This window comes from Pseudomonas nitroreducens NBRC 12694 (assembly GCF_002091755.1).
Lineage (GTDB): Bacteria > Pseudomonadota > Gammaproteobacteria > Pseudomonadales > Pseudomonadaceae > Pseudomonas > Pseudomonas nitroreducens.
The window spans coordinates 1-18,373 of record NZ_BDAI01000001.1 but is presented as its reverse complement, the minus strand read 5'-3'; the positions used below and the strand labels follow the sequence as shown (position 1 = coordinate 18,373).

The following is an 18,373-nucleotide window of genomic DNA, read 5'->3' as shown; positions in this document are numbered from 1 at the left end:
CCGCTCCGTCACGGGTTGCGTCTACGATTCAGACGCAACGATCCGGGCGGAGGTTCATTGAGAACGGCCCAGAAAATCCCCAGATCGGAAATCGCGGTGACGAATTCCTTGAATTCGACCGGCTTCACCACGTAGGCGTTGACGCCCAATTCGTAGGCACGTTGCAGGTCCGGCTCCTCCCGCGAGGAGGTCAGCATCACCGTGGGGATACTGCGCAGCTCGGGGGTGTCGCGCACCACCTTGAGCACTTCCAGGCCGTCCACCTTGGGCAGCTTGAGGTCCAGCAGCAGCACCGCTGGATTGCCATCGGCACGCTCGGCGTGGGCTCCTCGTCGCAGCAGGTAGTCCAACGCGTCGGCGCCATCGCGCATGACGATGACTTCGTTGGCCAGTTGGCTGCGTTCCAGCGCAACCAGCGTCAGCTCCAGGTCCCTGGGATTATCTTCCACCAAGAGAATGGGTTTGAGCATGATACGTATGGCTTTCCTTCAGTGGGGCTGTGGGTGGCGGGGCAGGGCGAAGTGGAATGTCGCGCCCTGGTTGATAACTCCTTCGGCCCAGACGCGGCCGTCGTGGCGCTCGATAATGCGCCTCACGCTGGCCAGGCCGATGCCGGTGCCTTCGAATTCTTCCATGCGGTGCAGGCGCTGGAACACTCCGAACAGCTTGTTGGCGTAAGCCATATCGAAGCCCACACCATTGTCACGGATGAAAATCTCGGTTTCATCCCGCGTCTGTTTCGCGCCGATTTCGATGCGGGCCGGCTCGCGGCCGCGGGTGTACTTGATGGCGTTGGCGATCAGGTTGCGCAGCGCAAGATTGATGAACGCCGGATCACCGATCAGTTTCGGCAGCGTCTCCAGCTTCCAGTCGATCTGGCGGCCGACGTAGTCGGGCTCCATTTCCGTGCGGATGGTTTCTACCAGCGCGTTGAGGTCCACCTCGGACAGGCGGAGCGCCGAGCGGCCCATCTGCGAAAAACTCAGCAGGTTGTCCACCAGGGTGCCGGCGAAGCGCGCGGCATCCTCGATGTGCTGGAGGAAGCGACGGCCGCGCTCGCTCAGCGCCTCTCCCTCGATTTCGCCCAGCAGCTCGGCGTAGCCGGCAATGTGCCGCAGCGGCGCGCGCAGGTCATGGGAAACGCTGTAGGAGAAGGCTTCCAGCTCCTTGTTGGAGCGGCGCAGTTCCCCCGCCAGTTGGGCCAGTTCTTCGGCCTTGCGCAGCACGATGCCCAGTACCGAGGTACGAAGCTCCACCACGGCGTCGACGATCAGCGGCTCCCAGGGGGCGGAGAAACCGCGTACTTCCTCGCGCCAGCGCTCGAAACTATGGCGTGGATTCAACTGGCCCTGGGCGTCGATCTCCTTCGCCGGGCGTCCGGCCCAATTTACCGTGCGCGCTTGTTCCGGGCGGAACCAGACCAGGTAGTGCGAGTGAATCTGTGAAATTGCCACGGCCAGCACGCCGCCGGCATGCTGGGCGAGTTCAGGCAGTTCGTCGATGTCGCGCTTCACGTTGTCGGTCTGGAACACCACCTCGCCGCCACGCTTGGCCAGCCAGTGAATCAGCGCGTTGACCTGCGCGGCTGGCGGGGTGACGCCAAGCAGATCGATCCGCTCGGCGGACACGATCGCTGCGCCGGTGGCCGCGGCGAACTCCAGCATTACTGCGGGCAACTCCAGCAGGCCGCCGCTGATGCTGTCGTGGTCGGCCATTGCGGAAAGCATCTGCACGATGCGTTGGCGCAGATCGAGCAATCGGCGGGTATTTGAATGGGATTCGCGGGACTCGATCTGCAACGACAGCACGCTGCTGAGCAACTCGCAGGCGGTGCGTGTCTGGAAACCGACGGCGCGCGGCTCGCGGTGGTGGCAGGAAATCAGCCCCCAGAGGCGGCCATCGACGACGATGGAGAGCGACATGGAAGCCAGCGTGCCCATGTTGCGCATGTACTGAAGGTGCACGGGCGAGACGCTGCGCAGGGCGGCGAAGCTCATGTCCAGCGGGCGCCCGGTGCGGGGATTGTCGACCGGTACAAGTGGCGAAGCCTGGTAGTTGGCGTCTTCGATGACCCGGATGCGGTTGACCCGGTACAGCTCACGGGCCTGGCGGGGGATGTCGGAGGCCGGGAAGCACAATCCCAGGTACTGCGGATAGCCGGGGTCGGCCGCCTCGGCGATGACCAGCCCATTGCCTTCCGCATCGAAGCGGTAGGCCTTGACCCGGCCGAACCCGGTAATGCGCTTGACCTCCTGCACCGAGCGTTGCAACAGCTCATCGATGCTGTTGGCGTTGTGCAGGCCGGCCACGAAGGCGCGCACCAATGGATAGAAATCGACGTTGGACGGGTTCCCGGGACGCTCCTGGTGCGGGGCGAATTCGGCAATCAGGACCTGATCGTGGCGGTGCACCATCACCGAGGTGGGCTCACCGGCGCCTGGGCTGTGTCGCAGCCTGACGTCGCCAATGTGGAAAGGGAATATTTCGCTGTCGGGCAGGCGCTTGAGGTGTTCGCGCAGGTCGAAGTCATCGGCCAGCAGTGCGGCGAAGTCGCGGCCCAGCAAGTCACTGGCGGGCAGGCCGAGCCAGCGCTGGGCGTTCTCGCTGGCCTGGAGGATACGCAGGTCGGATTCATCCAGTACCAGCAGGAATCCCTGCGGCTGGATGCTGCCGGGCAGTTGGATCGGCTCCTGGGCGCAGCGCTCCATGGCTTGTTCGAGGGCGGTCTCTGCGGCGGGCAAGGTTAGGCACTCCGTTGGGGACCGACTCTGTGAGCCGGAAGTTGGTTGCGGGAATACTCTGTTAGTCCCGTATGAAAGTTTTTCAGTTTGGCCGTATTAGACGCTTTTCGCACTAATGGCCGAGGGCCATTTGTCTAGGCTTTTCCGCTTCGGCAGTCTTCGCGGCGCCATGAGCAGCTCAGTCGGACTGGAGAAAAGCCAGCAGGGTAGCTTCCTCGGCGCTGAGGTTCTTGCGCTTGCGCGCCTTCGCTAATCCGCTCAGTTCGCCAGCAAGAAAGGCCTGTATCACCCGCGGATGCACGTAGCATTTGCGGCAGATCGCCGGAGTGTTGCCCAGTTCGTCGGCCACCTGCTGGATGATCGACTTGAGCTGGCGGTTGGCGCTCTTCTCGTCTTCCCAGTGGGTCCTGCGGCAGTGCTCAAGGGCCAGGGTGGTGCCAGCCCAGGTGCGGTAGTCCTTGGCGGTGAACTCCTCGCCGGCGTGCTCGCGCAGGTAGGCGTTGATATCGCGGGAGTCGATCATGTGCCGCTGGCGGTCTGCGTCCAGGTACTGGAACAGCTGTTGCCCGGGCAGCTCAAGGCAACGCCGGAGGATGCGCGCCAGGCGCGGGTGTTCGATGTCCACGCTGTGGCGGATGCCGCTCTTGCCACGAAAGGCGAAGCGAATGCGCGTGCCCTGGACTTCGACATGGCGGTTGTTCAGCGTCGTGAGGCCGAAGGAGCGATTTTCCTTGCGGTAGCGTTCGTTGCCGATGCGGATCAAGGTGCGATCGAGCAGTTCGACCACGGTCGCCATGACCTTTTCCGCTCCCAGGCCGGGCAGCGCCAGGTCCCGTTCTATACGCCTGCGCAGCGCTGGCAGGCTTTCCCCGAAGCGCAGCAGGCGCTCGTACTTGGCGCTGTCGCGGACCTCGGTCCAGCGCGGGTGGTAACGGTACTGCTTGCGCCCGCGCACGTCGCGGCCGGTTGCCTGCAGGTGGCCGAGCGGGTCGATGCAGATCCACACATCGATATAGGCTGGCGGAATCGCCAGGCGGTCGATGCGCTCGATCTCCGCTTCGACGCGAATGCGTTCGCCGCCCGGGTCGAAGTAGGCGAAGCGCCCGCGCAGGCGACGCCGGCTGATGCCTGGCAGGCTGTCGTCGACGTAGTGCAGGTCGGGGGGCAGGTCCAGCAGCTCCGGCGATGTGCTCATGGCGGCTCCTCGAGGTCTCTTCGGTAATGGATCGCGAAAGGGCATCGGGAGTGCTGTTTTTTTTCATCCGCCGGCGGGATGGCCAAGCTCAGGAGTGCCGATCCTCGACGGCCAGAGGCACGGGCGAGATCAGCCTGGGGTCGCTACCGCCAAACAGGGTGCGCAGGTAATCCTCCTGGATTCGCAGGCCGCGGCGCACCAGCCAGTTGCGACCGCCCGGTATGACGCGCAGCAGACAGTGGCCGAGGAAGCGGGGCGGGGCCGTAAGCAACGGGTACCAAGGCAGGCTGCCGCGGGGCAGGCCGAGGGCGCGTCGCCCCTGGTCGTCGATGAAGGTGCTGGCGATGCTCAGGTGGATCGCCCGGTTCAGGCGCCCGCGCAACCAGGAAAAGTTGGCGTAGTGGCGCTGCAGGGGTTCGTCCACCAGCGCGCAGCCGAGCATGCGGCTGCTCTCGTCCGGCGGTGCCTGGGACAGCAGGTTGTGGTAGAGCGCGCGTATCGCGTCGTTCTCGCTGGCGCACAGCCAGCGCTCCTCGACGCCCATCAGCCAGGCGATGTAGCGCCAGAGGTGGCTGATGGCTTCGCGCTCCCGCTGGCTCAGGACTACGCCCAGCATGCGCTGGCCGATCAGGAAGATCGCCGAGAAGGCCAGATAGGTCGCCTGCATGTCTCCCTGGTTGATGGGCAGGCCATGGTGAGCGAAGTCCCACTGCTCCAGGCGCGACACCCGACGTCGCACCAATGCATGCACCAGCCGTACGTGCAGCGTGCTGCGGTAGCCCGCTGCGCCGCGCGCCATGCCCCTTGGGCGGGTGCAGTCGATCCACCATTTGGTGGTCTCGGCGATACGCCGCTGCGGGCCTTTTTCCAGCGCGCCGGTGAGTACCAGGGTACGGTTGATCGCGGAGGCCTGGTATCCGGCCAGCAAGCCAAGGTCGCGCAGCACGCGCATACCGGTCAGCCCGGAAATTCCGCAGGCGCGGGCGCCCTCGTCGAGGCGCTGCGGGTCGACCCAGGCGGGCGGTGTTTCGACACGGGCGAAGAAGGTTCTCAGTGCCTCGGGTGCGTCGGGGATGGCGGCAATGCCCTGGTGCAGCGCCTGTTCATACAACCGCATGCTCTTGCCGAGGCCGACTTCGAACATCCACTCCAGCAGCGTATCCATGGGAGCATCGCCTACCGTGAGGGACGCGCCGATGGCCTTCCAGGTCGCGGTATCCGGCTCGCTAGGGCCCTTGAGGAAGCGCTTGACCGGCGCAGCGGTGCGCCGAGCGCGCTGCAGGTCAGCGCCGTGACGGGTAGGCAGGTCAGTTGCGCACATCGATTCATACCTTGGTTTGGTTGCCGGGAGGATTCGTCGAGTTACGCTATTGCGAGTATTTGCTCGCATTCAACTCGCATCCGACTCGCATCGGGGGATAGGCATGAGGAAGCAACCCAAGCAGCAGCGCGCCAGCGAGATGGTCGCGGTGCTGCTCGAGGCCGCTGCACTGGAGATCGGCGAGCACGGCCTGGATGGCCTGACCACGAACCACGTCGCGCGTCGAGCCGGGGTGAGCGTCGGCTCGCTTTACCAGTACTTCGCGAACAAGGAAATGATCGTCGAGGCCCTGCTCATGCAGCGCGCCGGCACGCTGATGAAGGTGGTGCACGAGCGCGTGACGCCGCTACTGGGCGCGGACATCGGCAGCGTCACCCGTGCGGTGCTGGAGGGCATCTTCCAGCAGGTGGAGGGAGATTCGGCGCAGTGCGAGCTGCTGCGGCATTGGCACCGGCTCAATTCCGCGCCGGTGTTCCATGCCCTGGAGCAGCAGATGATGGAGGTGTGCCGGCAGTACCTGATTCGGCACTTCGACGATTACCGCATCGACAACCTGCCGGCGGTGCTCTTCGTGGTGATCAACTCCGTGCAGTACACCTGCGCGCGTTACCTGAGCGATGCGCAGCCGCTGCTGGGGCGCGAGGAAGTGATCCATACCCTGGCGCGGATGGTTGAAGCCCTGTGCCTGCCGCGCGCTGTGCGGCATCCGTAGGGGCGGCTGTCTTCTCCCGGCGAGCCTGCGCATGCAAGGAGTGAGGCTGGGTCCGCCCGTAAAAAAGCCCGGAAGACTCGCGCCAACCGGGGCTTTTCTCAACCGATCAGGCCACGACCGGGATCATCGGATCGGCCGCTGCCAGCGCGGTGGCTCGATCAGCGGCCGGAGGGTAGATCCACACGGTGTTGATCTCGGTCTTGATCTTCTTGCCTTCCTCGCGCAGGAAACGCACCTGGCGGTCCCAGCCTTCGGTGAACAATGCGCCCCAGGCGCCCAGGTCCAGGCAGGTCACGTACTTCTCCTGGCTGTAGGGGATGGGGGCTACGCCCAGCAGGTCGGCGGCAGCGTTGTTGCCGGCCGAGCGGCCCAGGGAAATGGCATGCTGGCAGGTCATCAGCGCGTAGTTGCCGGCGTCGTCCACGGCGGCATAGGCCACGTCGCCCGTGGCGAAAACCGCATCCTGGCCGATCACCTGGAGGTTACGATCCACATGCAGGCGGCCCTGGCGGTCACGTTCGCCGGCAACCTGTTCGGTCAGCGAACTGGCGCGCACGCCGGCGGTCCAGATCACGGTCTTCGCCTCGATGCGCTCGCCGCTGGAGAGAGTGACGCCGCTGTCGTCGATGGATTCCACCGAGGCCTTCAGGCGCCATTCCACGCCCAGTTCGGCGGAGGCTTCGGCCACCACGGATTGCGACGTGACGCCCAGCGCACCGCCGATCTCGGCGCCGCGATCGACCACGACCACCCGTACCTTGGCGTCCGCGCCCAGAACTTCACGCAGGCGCGCGGGCATTTCGGTGGCGGTCTCGATGCCGGTGAAGCCGCCTCCGGCAACGACCACGGTGTTGCGCGCTGCAGATTCCGGCAGTTGGTTCAGCGAGCGGATATGCGTCTCAAGGCGCATGGCCTGGTCGATGTCGTCGACGTCGAAGGCGTGTTCGATGCCCGGCAGGGCGGGGCGAGCAACCTTGCTGCCGCTGGCGAGGATCAGGCGGTCGAAGCCCAGGGTGGCGATCTCACCGCTGGCATCTCGGTAATCCAGTTGGCGCCCGTCGACGTCGATCTGCTCGGCGCTGCCCTGGATGAAGGTCACGCCCACGGCGCCGAACAGGTCGCCCAGCGGCGCGGCCATCTGGTGCACGTTCGGCTCGTAGAAGCGCGGGCGGATGCGCAGTTCGGCCTGCGGGGCGAGCACAGCGACTTCGACGTCGCCGCGCTGGTGCAGATCGAGCAGGCGCGTGGCGCTCAGGGCGCTCCACATACCCGCGAAACCGGTGCCGACGATCAGGATGCGTTGTTTCATGGTCTCTCCGACGAAAGGATGAATTCAGGTTGTAGGGTTCCCGAGTGCCCGACATCGGAGCGGTTTGCTTCCCGGCTTGCCTCGGATAACTACGACTATATTTGTCGTAGTTATCCGAGGCAATTGTTTTTTTCCCAAACTCCGACCGTTCGTCACCCCTACGGCGGAGGCGGTAGTCCTGCTTCTGTTTGTTCTCTGCACGCTTGGAAGTACTGCAAGCAGGGCTCGACGGGTTACAATCCCCCTGGTTGCATGCTTAAGTGCTGGTCGGGTGCAGGCTGTAGTTTGATATTTGTGCGACTAAATTAGTCGGAGTTTGTGATGGCTTTATACAGTGCAGGGGTGGAGTACGGCATTCACTGCCTGCTCTTTCTGACGGATGAGAAGGGCGACAGCCGTGACTCCAGCGTGCGAACGCTGGCGGAGCTGCAGGGTGTGCCCCAGGAATTGCTGGCCAAGGTCTTCACCAAACTGGCCAAGGCTGGGCTGGTAGCAGCCACCGAAGGCGTGCGCGGTGGTTTCCGCCTGGCGCGGCCGGCGGACGAAATCACCGTGCTGGACATCGTCAGGGCCATCGATGGCGACAAGCAGATCTTCGAGTGCCGCGACATCCGCGGCCGCTGCGCGGTGTTCGAAGGTTCGCCGCCGGAATGGGCGACCTGCGGTACCTGCTCGATCCACGCCGTCATGCTGACCGCGCAGAAACGCATGGAAGAGGCGCTGGCCCAGCACACCGTGCTCGATCTCGCACGCCGCGTCGGGCGCAAGGCGCCGGCGGAGTTCGGCGAGGCCCTGGTGCGCTGGATGGATGCCCAGCGCGACGGCAGCAATGCCGTCAGCTAACGCGCATCGCCGCCGCGCGGCTTGTAGAAGACGAACTCGTCTGTCTCGGCCGTGCGGATGTATTCCTTCGCCCAGGACGGCGAGACGTGGCGGTCGTGGAAGTACATCGCGCCGCGCGTACGGTCGCTGAGCTGCTGGTTCAGCGCCTTGCGGGCAATCTCCTTGGCGATGTCGTAGCGGTTCTTCTCCTCCACCTGGTCGGAGCGGCCGTCGCACCACCAGGAAAACTGGCAGTGTTTCTGCTCCTGGCCCTGCTTGACCACGCCGCACACGGTGTCGGGGAAGCCACCGTGGCCCATGCGGTTGAGCACCACATTGGCCACCGCCTCCATGTCGGCGCGGCCGCCGCCCTTGGCTTCCCAGTAGAGGGTCCGCGACAGGCAGACGACGGCGTCGTCCAGCGGCGCCTTGCCGGCGGGGTCGACGGCTTTCACTTCGGCCTTGGTGATGGGTGCTGCGGTGGTTACCGCGGTAGCGGGGTGGGCGACCTGTTGTTCCAGGACTTCGCCCTTGGTCACGGCGGCCTGGGCTTTCTCATCGGTGGATGTGCCCAGCTCAGCGGCGATGGAAGAGGGTGCCCAGAGCGCGAGCAATAACAGCGGAAGAAAATGAAGGCGGCACATGATCGAACCTACCTGCGCGACAAAACCAGTCTGGCCGTTGCGCAGGGCCCTTCCGGTACCCGCGCGACGGCGCCCTTGAGGCTGCTCCCTGGGAAAAGAAAGCGAAGCGACGGCGCCTGGTCGTTGTGACCGCCCTGCGCGAACCCGGATTCAATTTTTCAGCCAGACGGTATTACCTGCGCCCCACGACTGACGGGGCCTGGGGCACATGGCGCTGGAAAAACTCGGCCACCGCCTTCAGCACGGCAGGTTGCTGTTCGCGGTGCGGAACATGTCCGCAATCGGGCAGCAGCCTGAGCATCGTCGGTACGCCCGGTATCGAGGTGAGACGCTGCGGGTGGGCGGCCGAGCCGTACTCGTCCTGCTCGCCATGCAGGCTGAGGGTCGGGCACTTTACCTGCGCCAGTTCGGCGTCCAGGTTCCAGTCGCTGAAGTCGTCCGACAGCCAGGTGTCGACCCAGGCGCGCAGCACCCAGAAAGCCTTGTCGCCATGGTACTTCTGCAGGCGTTGCAACTGCCCCTCGCGGGCGAATTCCAGTTCCGCGGCGCGGATGCCGTCGCGGGTCCGGTGCTCGACGAAGGCCTGCGCCGACTCGGTGATCAACGCCGCGCAGGTTTGCGGATGCCGTGCCACGGACGTCACGGCCATGGCGCCGCCAACACTATGGCCGAACACCACGCAGCGCTCGAAACCGAAGTGCTGCTGCAGCAGAGGGAAGACGGTGCGTGCTTCCTCGTCGATGAAGTCCAGGGGCAGGGCGCCGGGGTAGCGTTCTGAGCGACCGAAACCGAGGCGATCATAGGCGATGACCGGGCGGCCGGTGGCGCCGGCGAGGCTTTCCGGGAAATCGCGCCACAAGGTGACGCAGCCGAGCGAATCATGCAGCAGCAGGATCGGCTCGCCAGTGTTCCCGGCGGGTGTCCAGGCCTGGGCGAACAGTTGGCCTTTCTCGCTGCTGATCCAGTGCTCGCGGGTGACGATGGCGGACGGCATGATGTGTTCCTGATCGGGCAGGGGCGCATGGTAGGGCCCTGTCCCGGCCAATGCCAACCATTGGCCGGGCACTAAGGAAACCTTAAGGCTGCCCGGGGATGATGACGACTCGCGGCCGGGGCTGTCCCGGGCAGTGCTCACACCGGGCCCGGTCGCTTTTTTTGAATCAATAGAGGAGTCCTGCCTTGGACACTTGCCCTGGTCGATTGCGACAGGTCTGAACAGCGAGCCGTCCGGCAGAACCCTGCCACTGTCTCGCTGCGTTGCGGACAGTGGCGATACGCATCCCGCCGCGGGATGACGTCTCACCATTCCCCTGCGGGGCCAACCGGCCCTTCGCTCCCTCGCAATCCACCACCCGAATGCGCGCCGGCATCGCCCGGCGCATGGAGCGGCCGAGCGCCGCAAACGAGGTGGAACATGGATTGGAAAATCTTCCTGCTGCGGGTTGCCGCGGCACTCATCCTGGGCGCCCTGATCGGCGCCGAACGCCAGCTGCGCCAGCGCCTGACCGGCCTGCGCACCAATGCGCTGGTCAGCACCGGTGCCTGTCTCTTCGTGCTGATGACCCAGGCGATGCCGGGGCTCTCGGCCGACGCTCCGCGCATCGCCGCTTATGTGGTGTCCGGCATCGGCTTCCTCGGCGGCGGCGTGATCATGCGCGATGGCCTGAACGTGCGCGGCCTCAACACTGCTGCCACGCTCTGGTGCACCGCCGCCATCGGTGTGCTGTGCAGCATGGGGCTGTTGCTCGAAGCCGCGCTGGGCAGCGTGGTGGTGCTCTGCGCCAACATCCTGCTGCGCGACATCGCCCTGCGCCTGAACCACCAGGACGTAGTGCCGGCCAGTGAAGCGGAGCAGCGCTACGGCGTCGCGATCATCTGCCGCGCCGAAGACGAGATCCAAGTGCGCAGCCTGATGCTGCACAGCCTGGACAGCAGCGAACTGCGCCTGCAATCGCTGCACAGCGAGGATCAAACCAACCCGGCGAAACTGGAAGTGCGCGCCGAACTGCTCGGCGGCCATGGCGCCGCCGGACAGCTGGAGCGCATGGTCAGCCGCATCAGCCTGGAGAAGGGCGTCAGCTCGGTGCGCTGGCAGCTGTTCGAACTGGCCAGCGATTGAGTATGCGAGCATCCATGGCTTTTCGTAGGAGCGAGCAAGCTCGCTCCTACAAATGCCGACTTCACCCCGCGTGTAGGAGCGGATTCGGTTCGCGATTGGCGTCAGGCTACTGTGGTTTCATCCTTCGCGGGCGGCACGACAACCACAGCGCGGCGCCGGTGCGCGGGCCTCCTCTGCCACTACGCCGCGCCACCAGCGCTCAGCGCTATGCGGTACTTCGATGGCGATACGCTCGCCCATCATCGGCGTGGTGACGGGCAGGCCGCGTTCACCGGCGATTTCCAGCACGCGCTCGAAGGGTTCGTACCAGGCATGCATGGCCAGGTCGAAAGTGCCGTTGTGGATTGGCAGCAGCCAGCGGCCGTTGAGGTCCTGGTGCGCCTGCACAGTCTGTTGCGGGTGCATGTGCACGTAAGGCCAGTGCTCGTTGTAGGCACCGGTTTCCATCAGCGTCAGGTCGAAGCGGCCGAAGCGCCGGCCGATTTCGGCGAAGCCGTCGAAGTAGCCGGTGTCGCCGCTGAAGAAGATGCGCAGGCTGTCGTCCTCGATCACCCAGGAACACCACAGGGTGCGGTTGCCGTCGCGTACACCGCGGCCGGAGAAGTGCTGCGCCGGGGTAGCGGTCAGGCACAGGCCGTCCACCGTGGTGCTCTGCCACCAGTCCAGTTGGCGGATCTTCTCAGCTGGTACGCCCCAGTCGAGCAGGCGGTCGCCCACGCCCAGCGGGGTGAGGAAGACCTCCGCGCGCTCGGCCAGCACGGCGATGGTCGCGCGGTCGAGGTGATCGTAGTGGTCGTGGGAGAGGATCACGCCGCGGATCGGCGGCAGGTCCCGCAGGGCAATCGGCGGTGCGTGGAAGCGCCTGGGCCCGGCGAAGCTGAAGGGCGACGCGCGCTCGGAGAACACCGGGTCGGTCAGCCACCAGCCGCCGCGCAACTTGAGCAGGAGGGTGGAGTGGCCGAGGCGATACAGGCTACGGTCAGGCGCTGAGTCCAGCTCGACCGGAGTCAGCGCGCGCACGGGCACTGGAGCGCGCGGCACGGTGTTCTTCGGTTTGTTGAACAGTACATCCCAGAGCACCCTCGCGCTGGGCTCGGGCATGTCGGCCGGGCGAGGGGTGAGGTTGTGGAAGCGACCTCCGCGCGATTGCGCGGAGTGGTCGTAGTTGCCGATGGGCGCGCGTTGCAGTGGGAGGCGGGGCAAGGCACTGATCCTCTGGAGGCGGAGTCTGTCAGGACAGCACGCTACAGGCTCCGCCGCCAGGGATCATTACCGGCATTTTGATTCAGAACATCACCGGCATCGATACAAGCCGCGCGCCTCGGGAGAGGCCCTGCTGGAGCGAGCTTGCTCGCGAACCGCTGGGCGGCGGAGCTGCCGGGAGACATCGCGGCCAAGATTCGTTGCCACAGCAAGCGCGTCAATCCAGCTTCGAGAGGATGTCCCAGGCCAGCTTCACCCGCGCCTCGTTGGGGTAGTTGCGGTTGGCGAGGATGACGATGCCACGCTGCTTCGACGGGACGAACGCGACGTAGGCACCGAAGCCGCCGGTGGCGCCGGTCTTGTTCACCCAGACGTCCTGCTGCGGCGGCAGCGGCTTGCGCAGAGCCTTCACCGGCTGGCTCTCCAGCACCATCGAAGGGCCGTTGTATTGCTGTAGTTCGGCGAGCTTGGGGGGGTAGGCATACTGCTCCCAGACCAGGTCCTGGGTCATCGGGCCGACCTGGTAATAGCCGGTGCGGGTGGCATCCACCGCCGCCTGCAACTTGGCACCGAGCTTGACCTCGCCCAGTTGCACCTGGACGAAACGCAGCAGGTCACGGCTGCTGGATTTCACCCCGTAGGCCTCATCGGCGATCTGGTCGGGGTTCACTCGCACGGGCTGGTCGTCCTTGTCGTAGCCCTGGGCATAGACACCCTGGCGCGTCACGGGCACATCGATATGGGTATTGCTCAGGCTCAGCGGGGCGAAGACGTTGCGCTGCATCGCGGTCTTGAACGGCACATCGAGGGCGCGCGCGGTGGCGATGCCGAGCAGGCCGATACTGGGGTTGGCGTACGTCCGCTGGGTGTTGGCGGGGTACTGCGGCTGCCAGGTCCTGTAGTAGTCGGTGAGCTGTTGGGGGGTCTTCACCTCGTCGGGCAGTTGCAGTGGGAAACCACCGGTGACGTGGGTGGCGAGCTGGATCAGCGTTACCTTGTCCAGGGCGCTGCCGCGCAGTTCCTTCAGATAATGCGTCGGGCTGTCCTGCAGCTTGAGCTTGCCGCTGGCCTCGGCGAAACCGGCAAGGGTGGCGGTGAACGTCTTGCTCACCGAGCCGATCTCGAACAGCGTATCGCTGCTCACCGGCTGCTTGCTCTGCTTCGACGCCACGCCGAAATTGTAGAAATGCTGCTCGCCATGGTTGGTGACGCCAATGGCCAGGCCGGCGATGTTCTGTTCGCGCATGACCTGCTGGGCGAGCTTGTTCACCTTCGCATCGAAGTCCGGCGGGGTGGCTTGGGCGAGGTTGGAGAATGCGAGTGCGATGAGGCTGAGCGCGAGGGGAGCGGTCCGGCGCATGAAGACGTCCTGTTGCGGTGTAGAAGGACTGAACCTAGCACCACCTGCTCCGTCGCTCCAGCGGTAGGCGGGGCGCGATGCCCCGCCCGGCGTCCATCAACGAATGTTGTTGATGCTGCCTTTGTTGCCGGTGACCTTGACGTCCACCTTCTTGAAGATGAAGTAATCCTGCACGTTCACTTCGTAGCGCGGTGCGACGATCAGATCGGAACCGGAGCTCTTCACGGCCTTGTAAGCGGCAGCGGCCTTGACCGAGGAAACCGGATCGAAGGCAGCCAGGCTCATGCCCGAACCGCTCTCGGCGCCGTAGGTGACGCCATCGGCGTACTGGCTGTCGCCGCCGAACTTGATGAAGCCGAACAGGATGTTGACCTGGGACTGGCCACTGATCGGGCCGCCGACGGCAACGTCTGCCTTCAGGTCGGTCTTGACGGCACCGGCGATCGGGGCGATCGGCTGGCTGACGTTGTAGCTGGTGCAGCCGGTGGCAAGTGCGGCGACCGAGACGAGTGCGGCGGCGCTCAGGAACTTCTTCATGCTTACTCCTTGTATGCAAATGCCCCTTTTTGCATTGGATTGGGGGCGGCGGCACTGTAGGGCCCCGATGAACGGTTGCTGAATAAGACGAATCTCAAAGGAAGATGCACGTGATTGTCACAGCAAGGCGTCTAGGACGGATATTTCAGCGCCGTCGACCGGCAGCGCTACGCCGAGCCGGCAGCGGGTGGTAGGATTCGCGCCCCATGCGAATATCCGACCTCGACCAACGCCTTGCCGACCTTGGCGCGCTGCCCCTGCATCGCGCCCGGATGCTGCGTGCCTGGCTTCAGGGCAAGGCGCTGGATGCCGGCACCAAGCGGCAGGCGACCGAGGACTTCCTGCCGCTGAGCGTGCGCAACGGCGTGGCGCAGATTGCCGCCGAGCTGGATGCATTGGCGACCATCCAGTCGCGCCACCCGGGCGGCGACAACTCCGAGCGCCTGCTGGTACGCCTGGCCGATGGGCAGATGGTGGAAAGCGTGCTGCTGCCGCGCGGCGGCGTTTGCGTGTCGACTCAGGTCGGTTGTGCCGTGGGCTGTCGCTTCTGCATGACCGGCAAGAGCGGCCTGCTGCGCCAGCTATCCACCAGCGAGATCGTTGCCCAACTGGTGCTCGCGCGGCGTGTGCGGCCAGTGAAGAGGGTGGTGTTCATGGGCATGGGCGAGCCGGCGCACAACCTCGACAATGTGCTGGAGGCCATCGACCGCCTCGGCACCGACGGCGGTATTGGCCACAAGAACCTGGTGTTTTCCACCGTCGGCGACCCGCGCGTGTTCGAGCGCCTCCCGCAGCAGCGGATCAAGCCGGCGCTGGCGCTCTCGCTGCACACCAGCAATGCGGCGTTGCGCGAGCACCTGCTGCCGCGTGCGCCGAAGATTACCCCCGACGAACTGGTGGAGCTGGGCGAGGCCTACGCTCGCGCCACGGACTATCCGATCCAGTACCAGTGGACGTTGCTCAAGGGTATCAATGACAGTCAGGAAGAACTCGACGGTATCCTGCGCCTGCTCAAGGGCAAGTTCGGCGTGCTCAATCTCATCCCGTTCAACGCTTTGGAGGGCGACCTGTATCAGCGACCGGGTAGCGAACGTATCGTCGAAATGGTCCGCTACCTGCACAGCCGTGGCGTGCTGACCAAGGTGCGCAACAGCGCCGGGCAGGATGTTGATGGTGGCTGCGGGCAACTGCGTGCACGCGCCCAGATCATCACCCGCCGATAGCGCCGCTCAGCCTTGAGAAAACCCTTGTACTTCGAGATCGTTTATTCATGGGGCTGCACATAGCGCCGAGTAGCATCACTTCACCTTGAGGCGAGTGTCTGGGGTGTCACGATTGTGTTCACAGTTCCGGGGTGGGAGTTCGCAGGGGGATGAATTTTCGAGAGCAGGTTCTCGTAGGTTTTTAATTGATCAACCAAAGCGCCCGAGACTTATTCGTAGGAAATACTTCGATGAATTTCTATTCTTAATAGGAAATATCCTACATGAGTTGTGGGATTTTATGACCGAGAACGAGTGGGTAAATTCCTAGTATCACCAGGTCATTCTCTGAAGACTTTCAATATCGGAGAGCCACTCTTTCTAACTGGTGCTGCTATGAACTCAAAATCCCTCGTTTTCTCGGCGGTATTGCTCACTCTGGCTGGCTGCGGCCCGCATGAAGGCTCCGGGGCTGGGCCGTCCGCCCATTCGGTCAGCATGCCCGCACTGCCGGTCATTCAGGAGGCGGTGCGCTCCCTGTATCCCACCTTCAATGGCCGAAGCGTTCCCGCCCTTGTCCATCAATTGTGCTCCTTGGCCAATGATGGCGTTACCGCGGAGCAGAACAGTGCCCAGTTGCGAAAGCTGGGGATCGACCCGACTTCGGTGCCGCATCAGGGGAATGACGCTCTGGCTCTACTGGTCAACGGCAATACGGCTGCTCAGGCTGCGGCCTGTGCCGCCTATCATGCGGTTTCCGCACTGACCCCTGTTGCCCCCGAGGACTTCATGCGGCCCCATGAGACGACGCCACAGGCTGCTCGGAGCGTCGCTGATGCCAGGAAAGTTGCAGGTGAGGAGGCAAGGAAAAGTGAAGTGAAGGCGGATTCAGCCGTCACACTCGATAGCGTCGCACTGGGCAGGCTGATGGATTTGCGGATTGCGCAAAGCCGCGCCAATGCGGACGTCTTTGCACTCATCGCTGGGCGTCTGGCTGCCACGCCGGGCCTGACCGAGAGTGATTACCGGAGCAGTGCTGCCAAACTGTTCGCGGAGCTGGCACCGCGCTATCTGAACGATCTGAAACAGCATATTCCGCCCGCGAGTACCCGGTATCGCCTGGATCGCCTGACTAGCGATCAGTTCTCCTTCAGCTCCGACACCGGCCTGCGTTACGACGTGTCAAAAAGGGAGGGGGTGGTGTTGAAACGCTACGGCCAGCTCTGGCTCGGCCGGGGAGTGATACTTGGCAAGAACTATTATCTTTCGACGACGTTACCCTGATTGATACCAGCCGCTCTTCCCCGTGCAGTGGCCCCGTCGCTCGAGGGGGAGCAGGTCTTATCGCCAGGACTGTCCCACCCTGTGGGACAGTCCTGGCGTTTTCCTTTCTGTTTTCTGTGCGCGCTCAAGCCTTCGCCGACGACTCGCCCGGGCTGGTTCAGGCTGCCGCTTTTTTACCCGCGAGAGGGGGTACTTCCGCACGCCGGGTAGTAGATGCAGGCAGTACTTTATCTGACTCGGCTACGAAGCGGCAGCCAGTAGGTTCCAACTCCAGTCTGTAGGAGAAATCATCATGATGAGATATCTCCTATTTCTGTAAGTGACGATTCAAACGAGTCGGCCAGATTTATGTTCTGGTCGTTTATTGCGTATTCCGTGCTTCATGCGGAAATGGTCTTAGGAATCATCCTACCTAAGTAATGGGATTATCTGAGTTCATAGGAATTTGCCTCTCCATAACATGCGCTCATCCCGTCTCTTTTCGATTTTTAAACGAGACGATTCCTACGTTTGGCATGAGGGAAATTCTTATGAATCGCGTATATCGCAGTATCTGGTGTGAAAAAACAGGGACCTATGTCGCGGCTGCGGAGACGGCCAAAAGTCGGACCAAGGCAGGGCGCATCGGTGGTCTGATCGCTGCTGCCCTCATGAGCGTATTCGGCTTCCTGCCCGAGGCGTTTGCGGGAGCGTCGTTCTCCGACACGGGGGCAGCGGTCAACGGCAACAACGGTTCTCGGGCTGCCGGTTCGAGTGGTGGCTGGGGGGCGCAAGCCAACTACCAGGGCCTGGCGATGACGCCTGACGGCGACTGCCAGGACCTCACCGCTACCTACACGACCGGTCCTGGGGCGCTGGGCAACATGAGCAGTCTGTTCAGCAGCCTGGCTCCGCAATACTCAACCACAGTCGATTATGGCTCGCAGGCCAACAAAGGCACGGGATACGTCAACTGGGGCTCGAGCCAGTTCATCGGCGGCACCGGCAACATTGGCAACAACGCCGGCGGTACCGCGGTCAATAACGGATCGACCCTGGCATACGGGTACAACTCCACGGCTATCGGTTGTGCCGTCCGCGCCTATGGATTCGGCTCCACCGCAATGGGCTTTGGCTCCATGGCGCAGGATTCCGGCGGCATCGCCATGGGCATCTACTCCTCGTCCAAGGGCAACGGCTCGATCGCCATGGGTACCCTGGCTAACGCGGTGGCCGACCATGCGATTGCGCTGGGCTATGGCACCAATGCCTCGGGCGTGGATAGCCTGGCGCTGGGTACTTCCGCCAGCGCAACAGCCGCCAGCAGCCTGGCACTGGGTACTTCCGCCGTCGCCACGGCGGGCAACTCGGTTGCCTTGGGTGCCAACTCCAGCACCACTGCGAACCTTGCCGCTGCCGGTTACAACCCGGGAATCGCCACCTTGTCGGGTGTGGCTTCCGCCACCAACGGCGAAGTGTCCATCGGCGCATCCACCCAGGAGCGCCGCTTGACCAACCTGGCAGCTGGCTCGCAGGCAACCGACGCAGTCAACGTCAGCCAATTGCAGTCGGAAGACGCCAAGGTGGAGAACCTCGCCGCGACAGCCGCATCGGCTCTGAGCACTACCGTGGGCACCAACGGTGCGATCACTGCGCCGAGTTACCTGCTGGCCAAGACCAATACCATTGGCGGAACCAGTGGCGCCGCGACCAATGTGGGAGCGGGCTTTGACAAGGTGGATGGTGCTCTGGGCAAGCTGGATGGTCGTGTGACCCAGAACGCCACGGATAGTGCTGCCAATGCTGTATCGATCGCCGGGCTGGATACCCGCGTCACGCAAAATACCGCCGATATCTCTAGCAATGCGACTTCGATCGCCAGCCTGGGCGGCCGCATGACCACGGCAGAAGGCAATATCACCAGCCTCGACGGCCGCATGGGCAG

The 18,373-nt window shown here is 64.0% G+C and carries 16 protein-coding genes; 6 read left to right on the top strand and 10 right to left on the bottom strand.

The genetic code is table 11. The features are described from left to right. Positions 1-8 precede the first annotated feature (8 nt). From PNI01S_RS00085 to PNI01S_RS00070, 4 genes are all read right to left on the bottom strand, one after another. A complete protein-coding gene (locus tag PNI01S_RS00085; protein WP_024763819.1) occupies positions 9-470 on the bottom strand; it encodes a response regulator in 462 nt (153 codons plus the stop codon). Between the two features lie 18 nt (positions 471-488). Further along, entirely contained in the window at positions 489-2,708 is a 2,220-nt protein-coding gene (locus PNI01S_RS00080; RefSeq protein WP_037006885.1) for an ATP-binding protein, read from the bottom strand. 211 nt (positions 2,709-2,919) lie between these two features. Continuing rightward, positions 2,920-3,936: a DNA topoisomerase IB gene (locus PNI01S_RS00075; protein ID WP_084357142.1), complete on the bottom strand. Its 1,017-nt coding sequence runs from the start codon at positions 3,934-3,936 to the stop codon at positions 2,920-2,922. 88 nt (positions 3,937-4,024) lie between these two features. Beyond that, positions 4,025-5,257, bottom strand: a complete 1,233-nt coding sequence (locus tag PNI01S_RS00070; protein ID WP_159457335.1) for an oxygenase MpaB family protein — start codon at positions 5,255-5,257, stop codon at positions 4,025-4,027. Positions 5,258-5,360: 103 nt separating this feature from the next. Between PNI01S_RS00070 and PNI01S_RS00065 the strand changes: the two genes are divergently transcribed. Beyond that, positions 5,361-5,969, top strand: coding sequence for a TetR/AcrR family transcriptional regulator (locus PNI01S_RS00065; RefSeq protein ID WP_084357140.1), 609 nt, complete (start codon positions 5,361-5,363; stop codon positions 5,967-5,969). 106 nt (positions 5,970-6,075) lie between these two features. On the opposite strand, the gene PNI01S_RS00060 is transcribed toward PNI01S_RS00065, so the two are convergent. Next, complete coding sequence (locus tag PNI01S_RS00060; RefSeq protein ID WP_084357139.1) at positions 6,076-7,278, bottom strand: NAD(P)/FAD-dependent oxidoreductase; 1,203 nt, start codon at positions 7,276-7,278, stop codon at positions 6,076-6,078. A 321-nt stretch (positions 7,279-7,599) separates the two neighbouring features. Between PNI01S_RS00060 and PNI01S_RS00055 the strand changes: the two genes are divergently transcribed. Then, positions 7,600-8,121: an RrF2 family transcriptional regulator gene (locus tag PNI01S_RS00055; RefSeq protein WP_084357138.1), complete on the top strand. Its 522-nt coding sequence runs from the start codon at positions 7,600-7,602 to the stop codon at positions 8,119-8,121. Here PNI01S_RS00055 and PNI01S_RS00050 read toward each other — a convergent pair. Together PNI01S_RS00050 and PNI01S_RS00045 are read right to left on the bottom strand one after the other, a co-directional pair. Continuing rightward, positions 8,118-8,744 (bottom strand): cell wall hydrolase, encoded by a 627-nt coding sequence (locus tag PNI01S_RS00050; RefSeq protein ID WP_037009010.1) that lies wholly within the window; start codon positions 8,742-8,744, stop codon positions 8,118-8,120. The genes PNI01S_RS00055 and PNI01S_RS00050 overlap by 4 nt on opposite strands. 172 nt (positions 8,745-8,916) lie before the next feature. Next, on the bottom strand, positions 8,917-9,738 hold the full coding sequence (locus tag PNI01S_RS00045) for an alpha/beta fold hydrolase (protein ID WP_084357137.1): 822 nt from the start codon (positions 9,736-9,738) through the stop codon (positions 8,917-8,919). A gap of 420 nt (positions 9,739-10,158) precedes the next feature. Here PNI01S_RS00045 and PNI01S_RS00040 point away from each other — a divergent pair, with 420 nt between their 5' ends. Continuing rightward, positions 10,159-10,863: an MgtC/SapB family protein gene (locus tag PNI01S_RS00040; RefSeq protein ID WP_084357136.1), complete on the top strand. Its 705-nt coding sequence runs from the start codon at positions 10,159-10,161 to the stop codon at positions 10,861-10,863. Between the two features lie 117 nt (positions 10,864-10,980). Here PNI01S_RS00040 and PNI01S_RS00035 read toward each other — a convergent pair whose 3' ends face one another. The 3 genes from PNI01S_RS00035 to PNI01S_RS00025 form a co-directional block, all read right to left on the bottom strand. Continuing rightward, positions 10,981-12,066 (bottom strand): MBL fold metallo-hydrolase, encoded by a 1,086-nt coding sequence (locus tag PNI01S_RS00035; protein ID WP_084357135.1) that lies wholly within the window; start codon positions 12,064-12,066, stop codon positions 10,981-10,983. A gap of 217 nt (positions 12,067-12,283) precedes the next feature. Next, positions 12,284-13,426 carry a class C beta-lactamase gene (gene ampC / locus PNI01S_RS00030; RefSeq protein ID WP_084357134.1) on the bottom strand — a complete coding sequence of 381 codons (1,143 nt, stop codon included), beginning with the start codon at positions 13,424-13,426 and terminating at the stop codon, positions 12,284-12,286. A gap of 96 nt (positions 13,427-13,522) precedes the next feature. Beyond that, positions 13,523-13,963, bottom strand: a complete 441-nt coding sequence (locus tag PNI01S_RS00025) for a hypothetical protein (protein WP_024763830.1) — start codon at positions 13,961-13,963, stop codon at positions 13,523-13,525. Between the two features lie 206 nt (positions 13,964-14,169). Here PNI01S_RS00025 and PNI01S_RS00020 point away from each other — a divergent pair, with 206 nt between their 5' ends. The 3 genes from PNI01S_RS00020 to PNI01S_RS00005 form a co-directional block, all read left to right on the top strand. Continuing rightward, positions 14,170-15,186: an RNA methyltransferase gene (locus PNI01S_RS00020; RefSeq protein ID WP_065085671.1), complete on the top strand. Its 1,017-nt coding sequence runs from the start codon at positions 14,170-14,172 to the stop codon at positions 15,184-15,186. A 375-nt stretch (positions 15,187-15,561) separates the two neighbouring features. Then, positions 15,562-16,449 carry a hypothetical protein gene (locus PNI01S_RS00015; protein WP_084357133.1) on the top strand — a complete coding sequence of 296 codons (888 nt, stop codon included), beginning with the start codon at positions 15,562-15,564 and terminating at the stop codon, positions 16,447-16,449. Positions 16,450-16,979: 530 nt separating this feature from the next. Beyond that, positions 16,980-18,373: ESPR-type extended signal peptide-containing protein (locus PNI01S_RS00005; RefSeq protein WP_218191849.1), on the top strand; the 1,394-nt coding region annotated here is incomplete at its 3' end.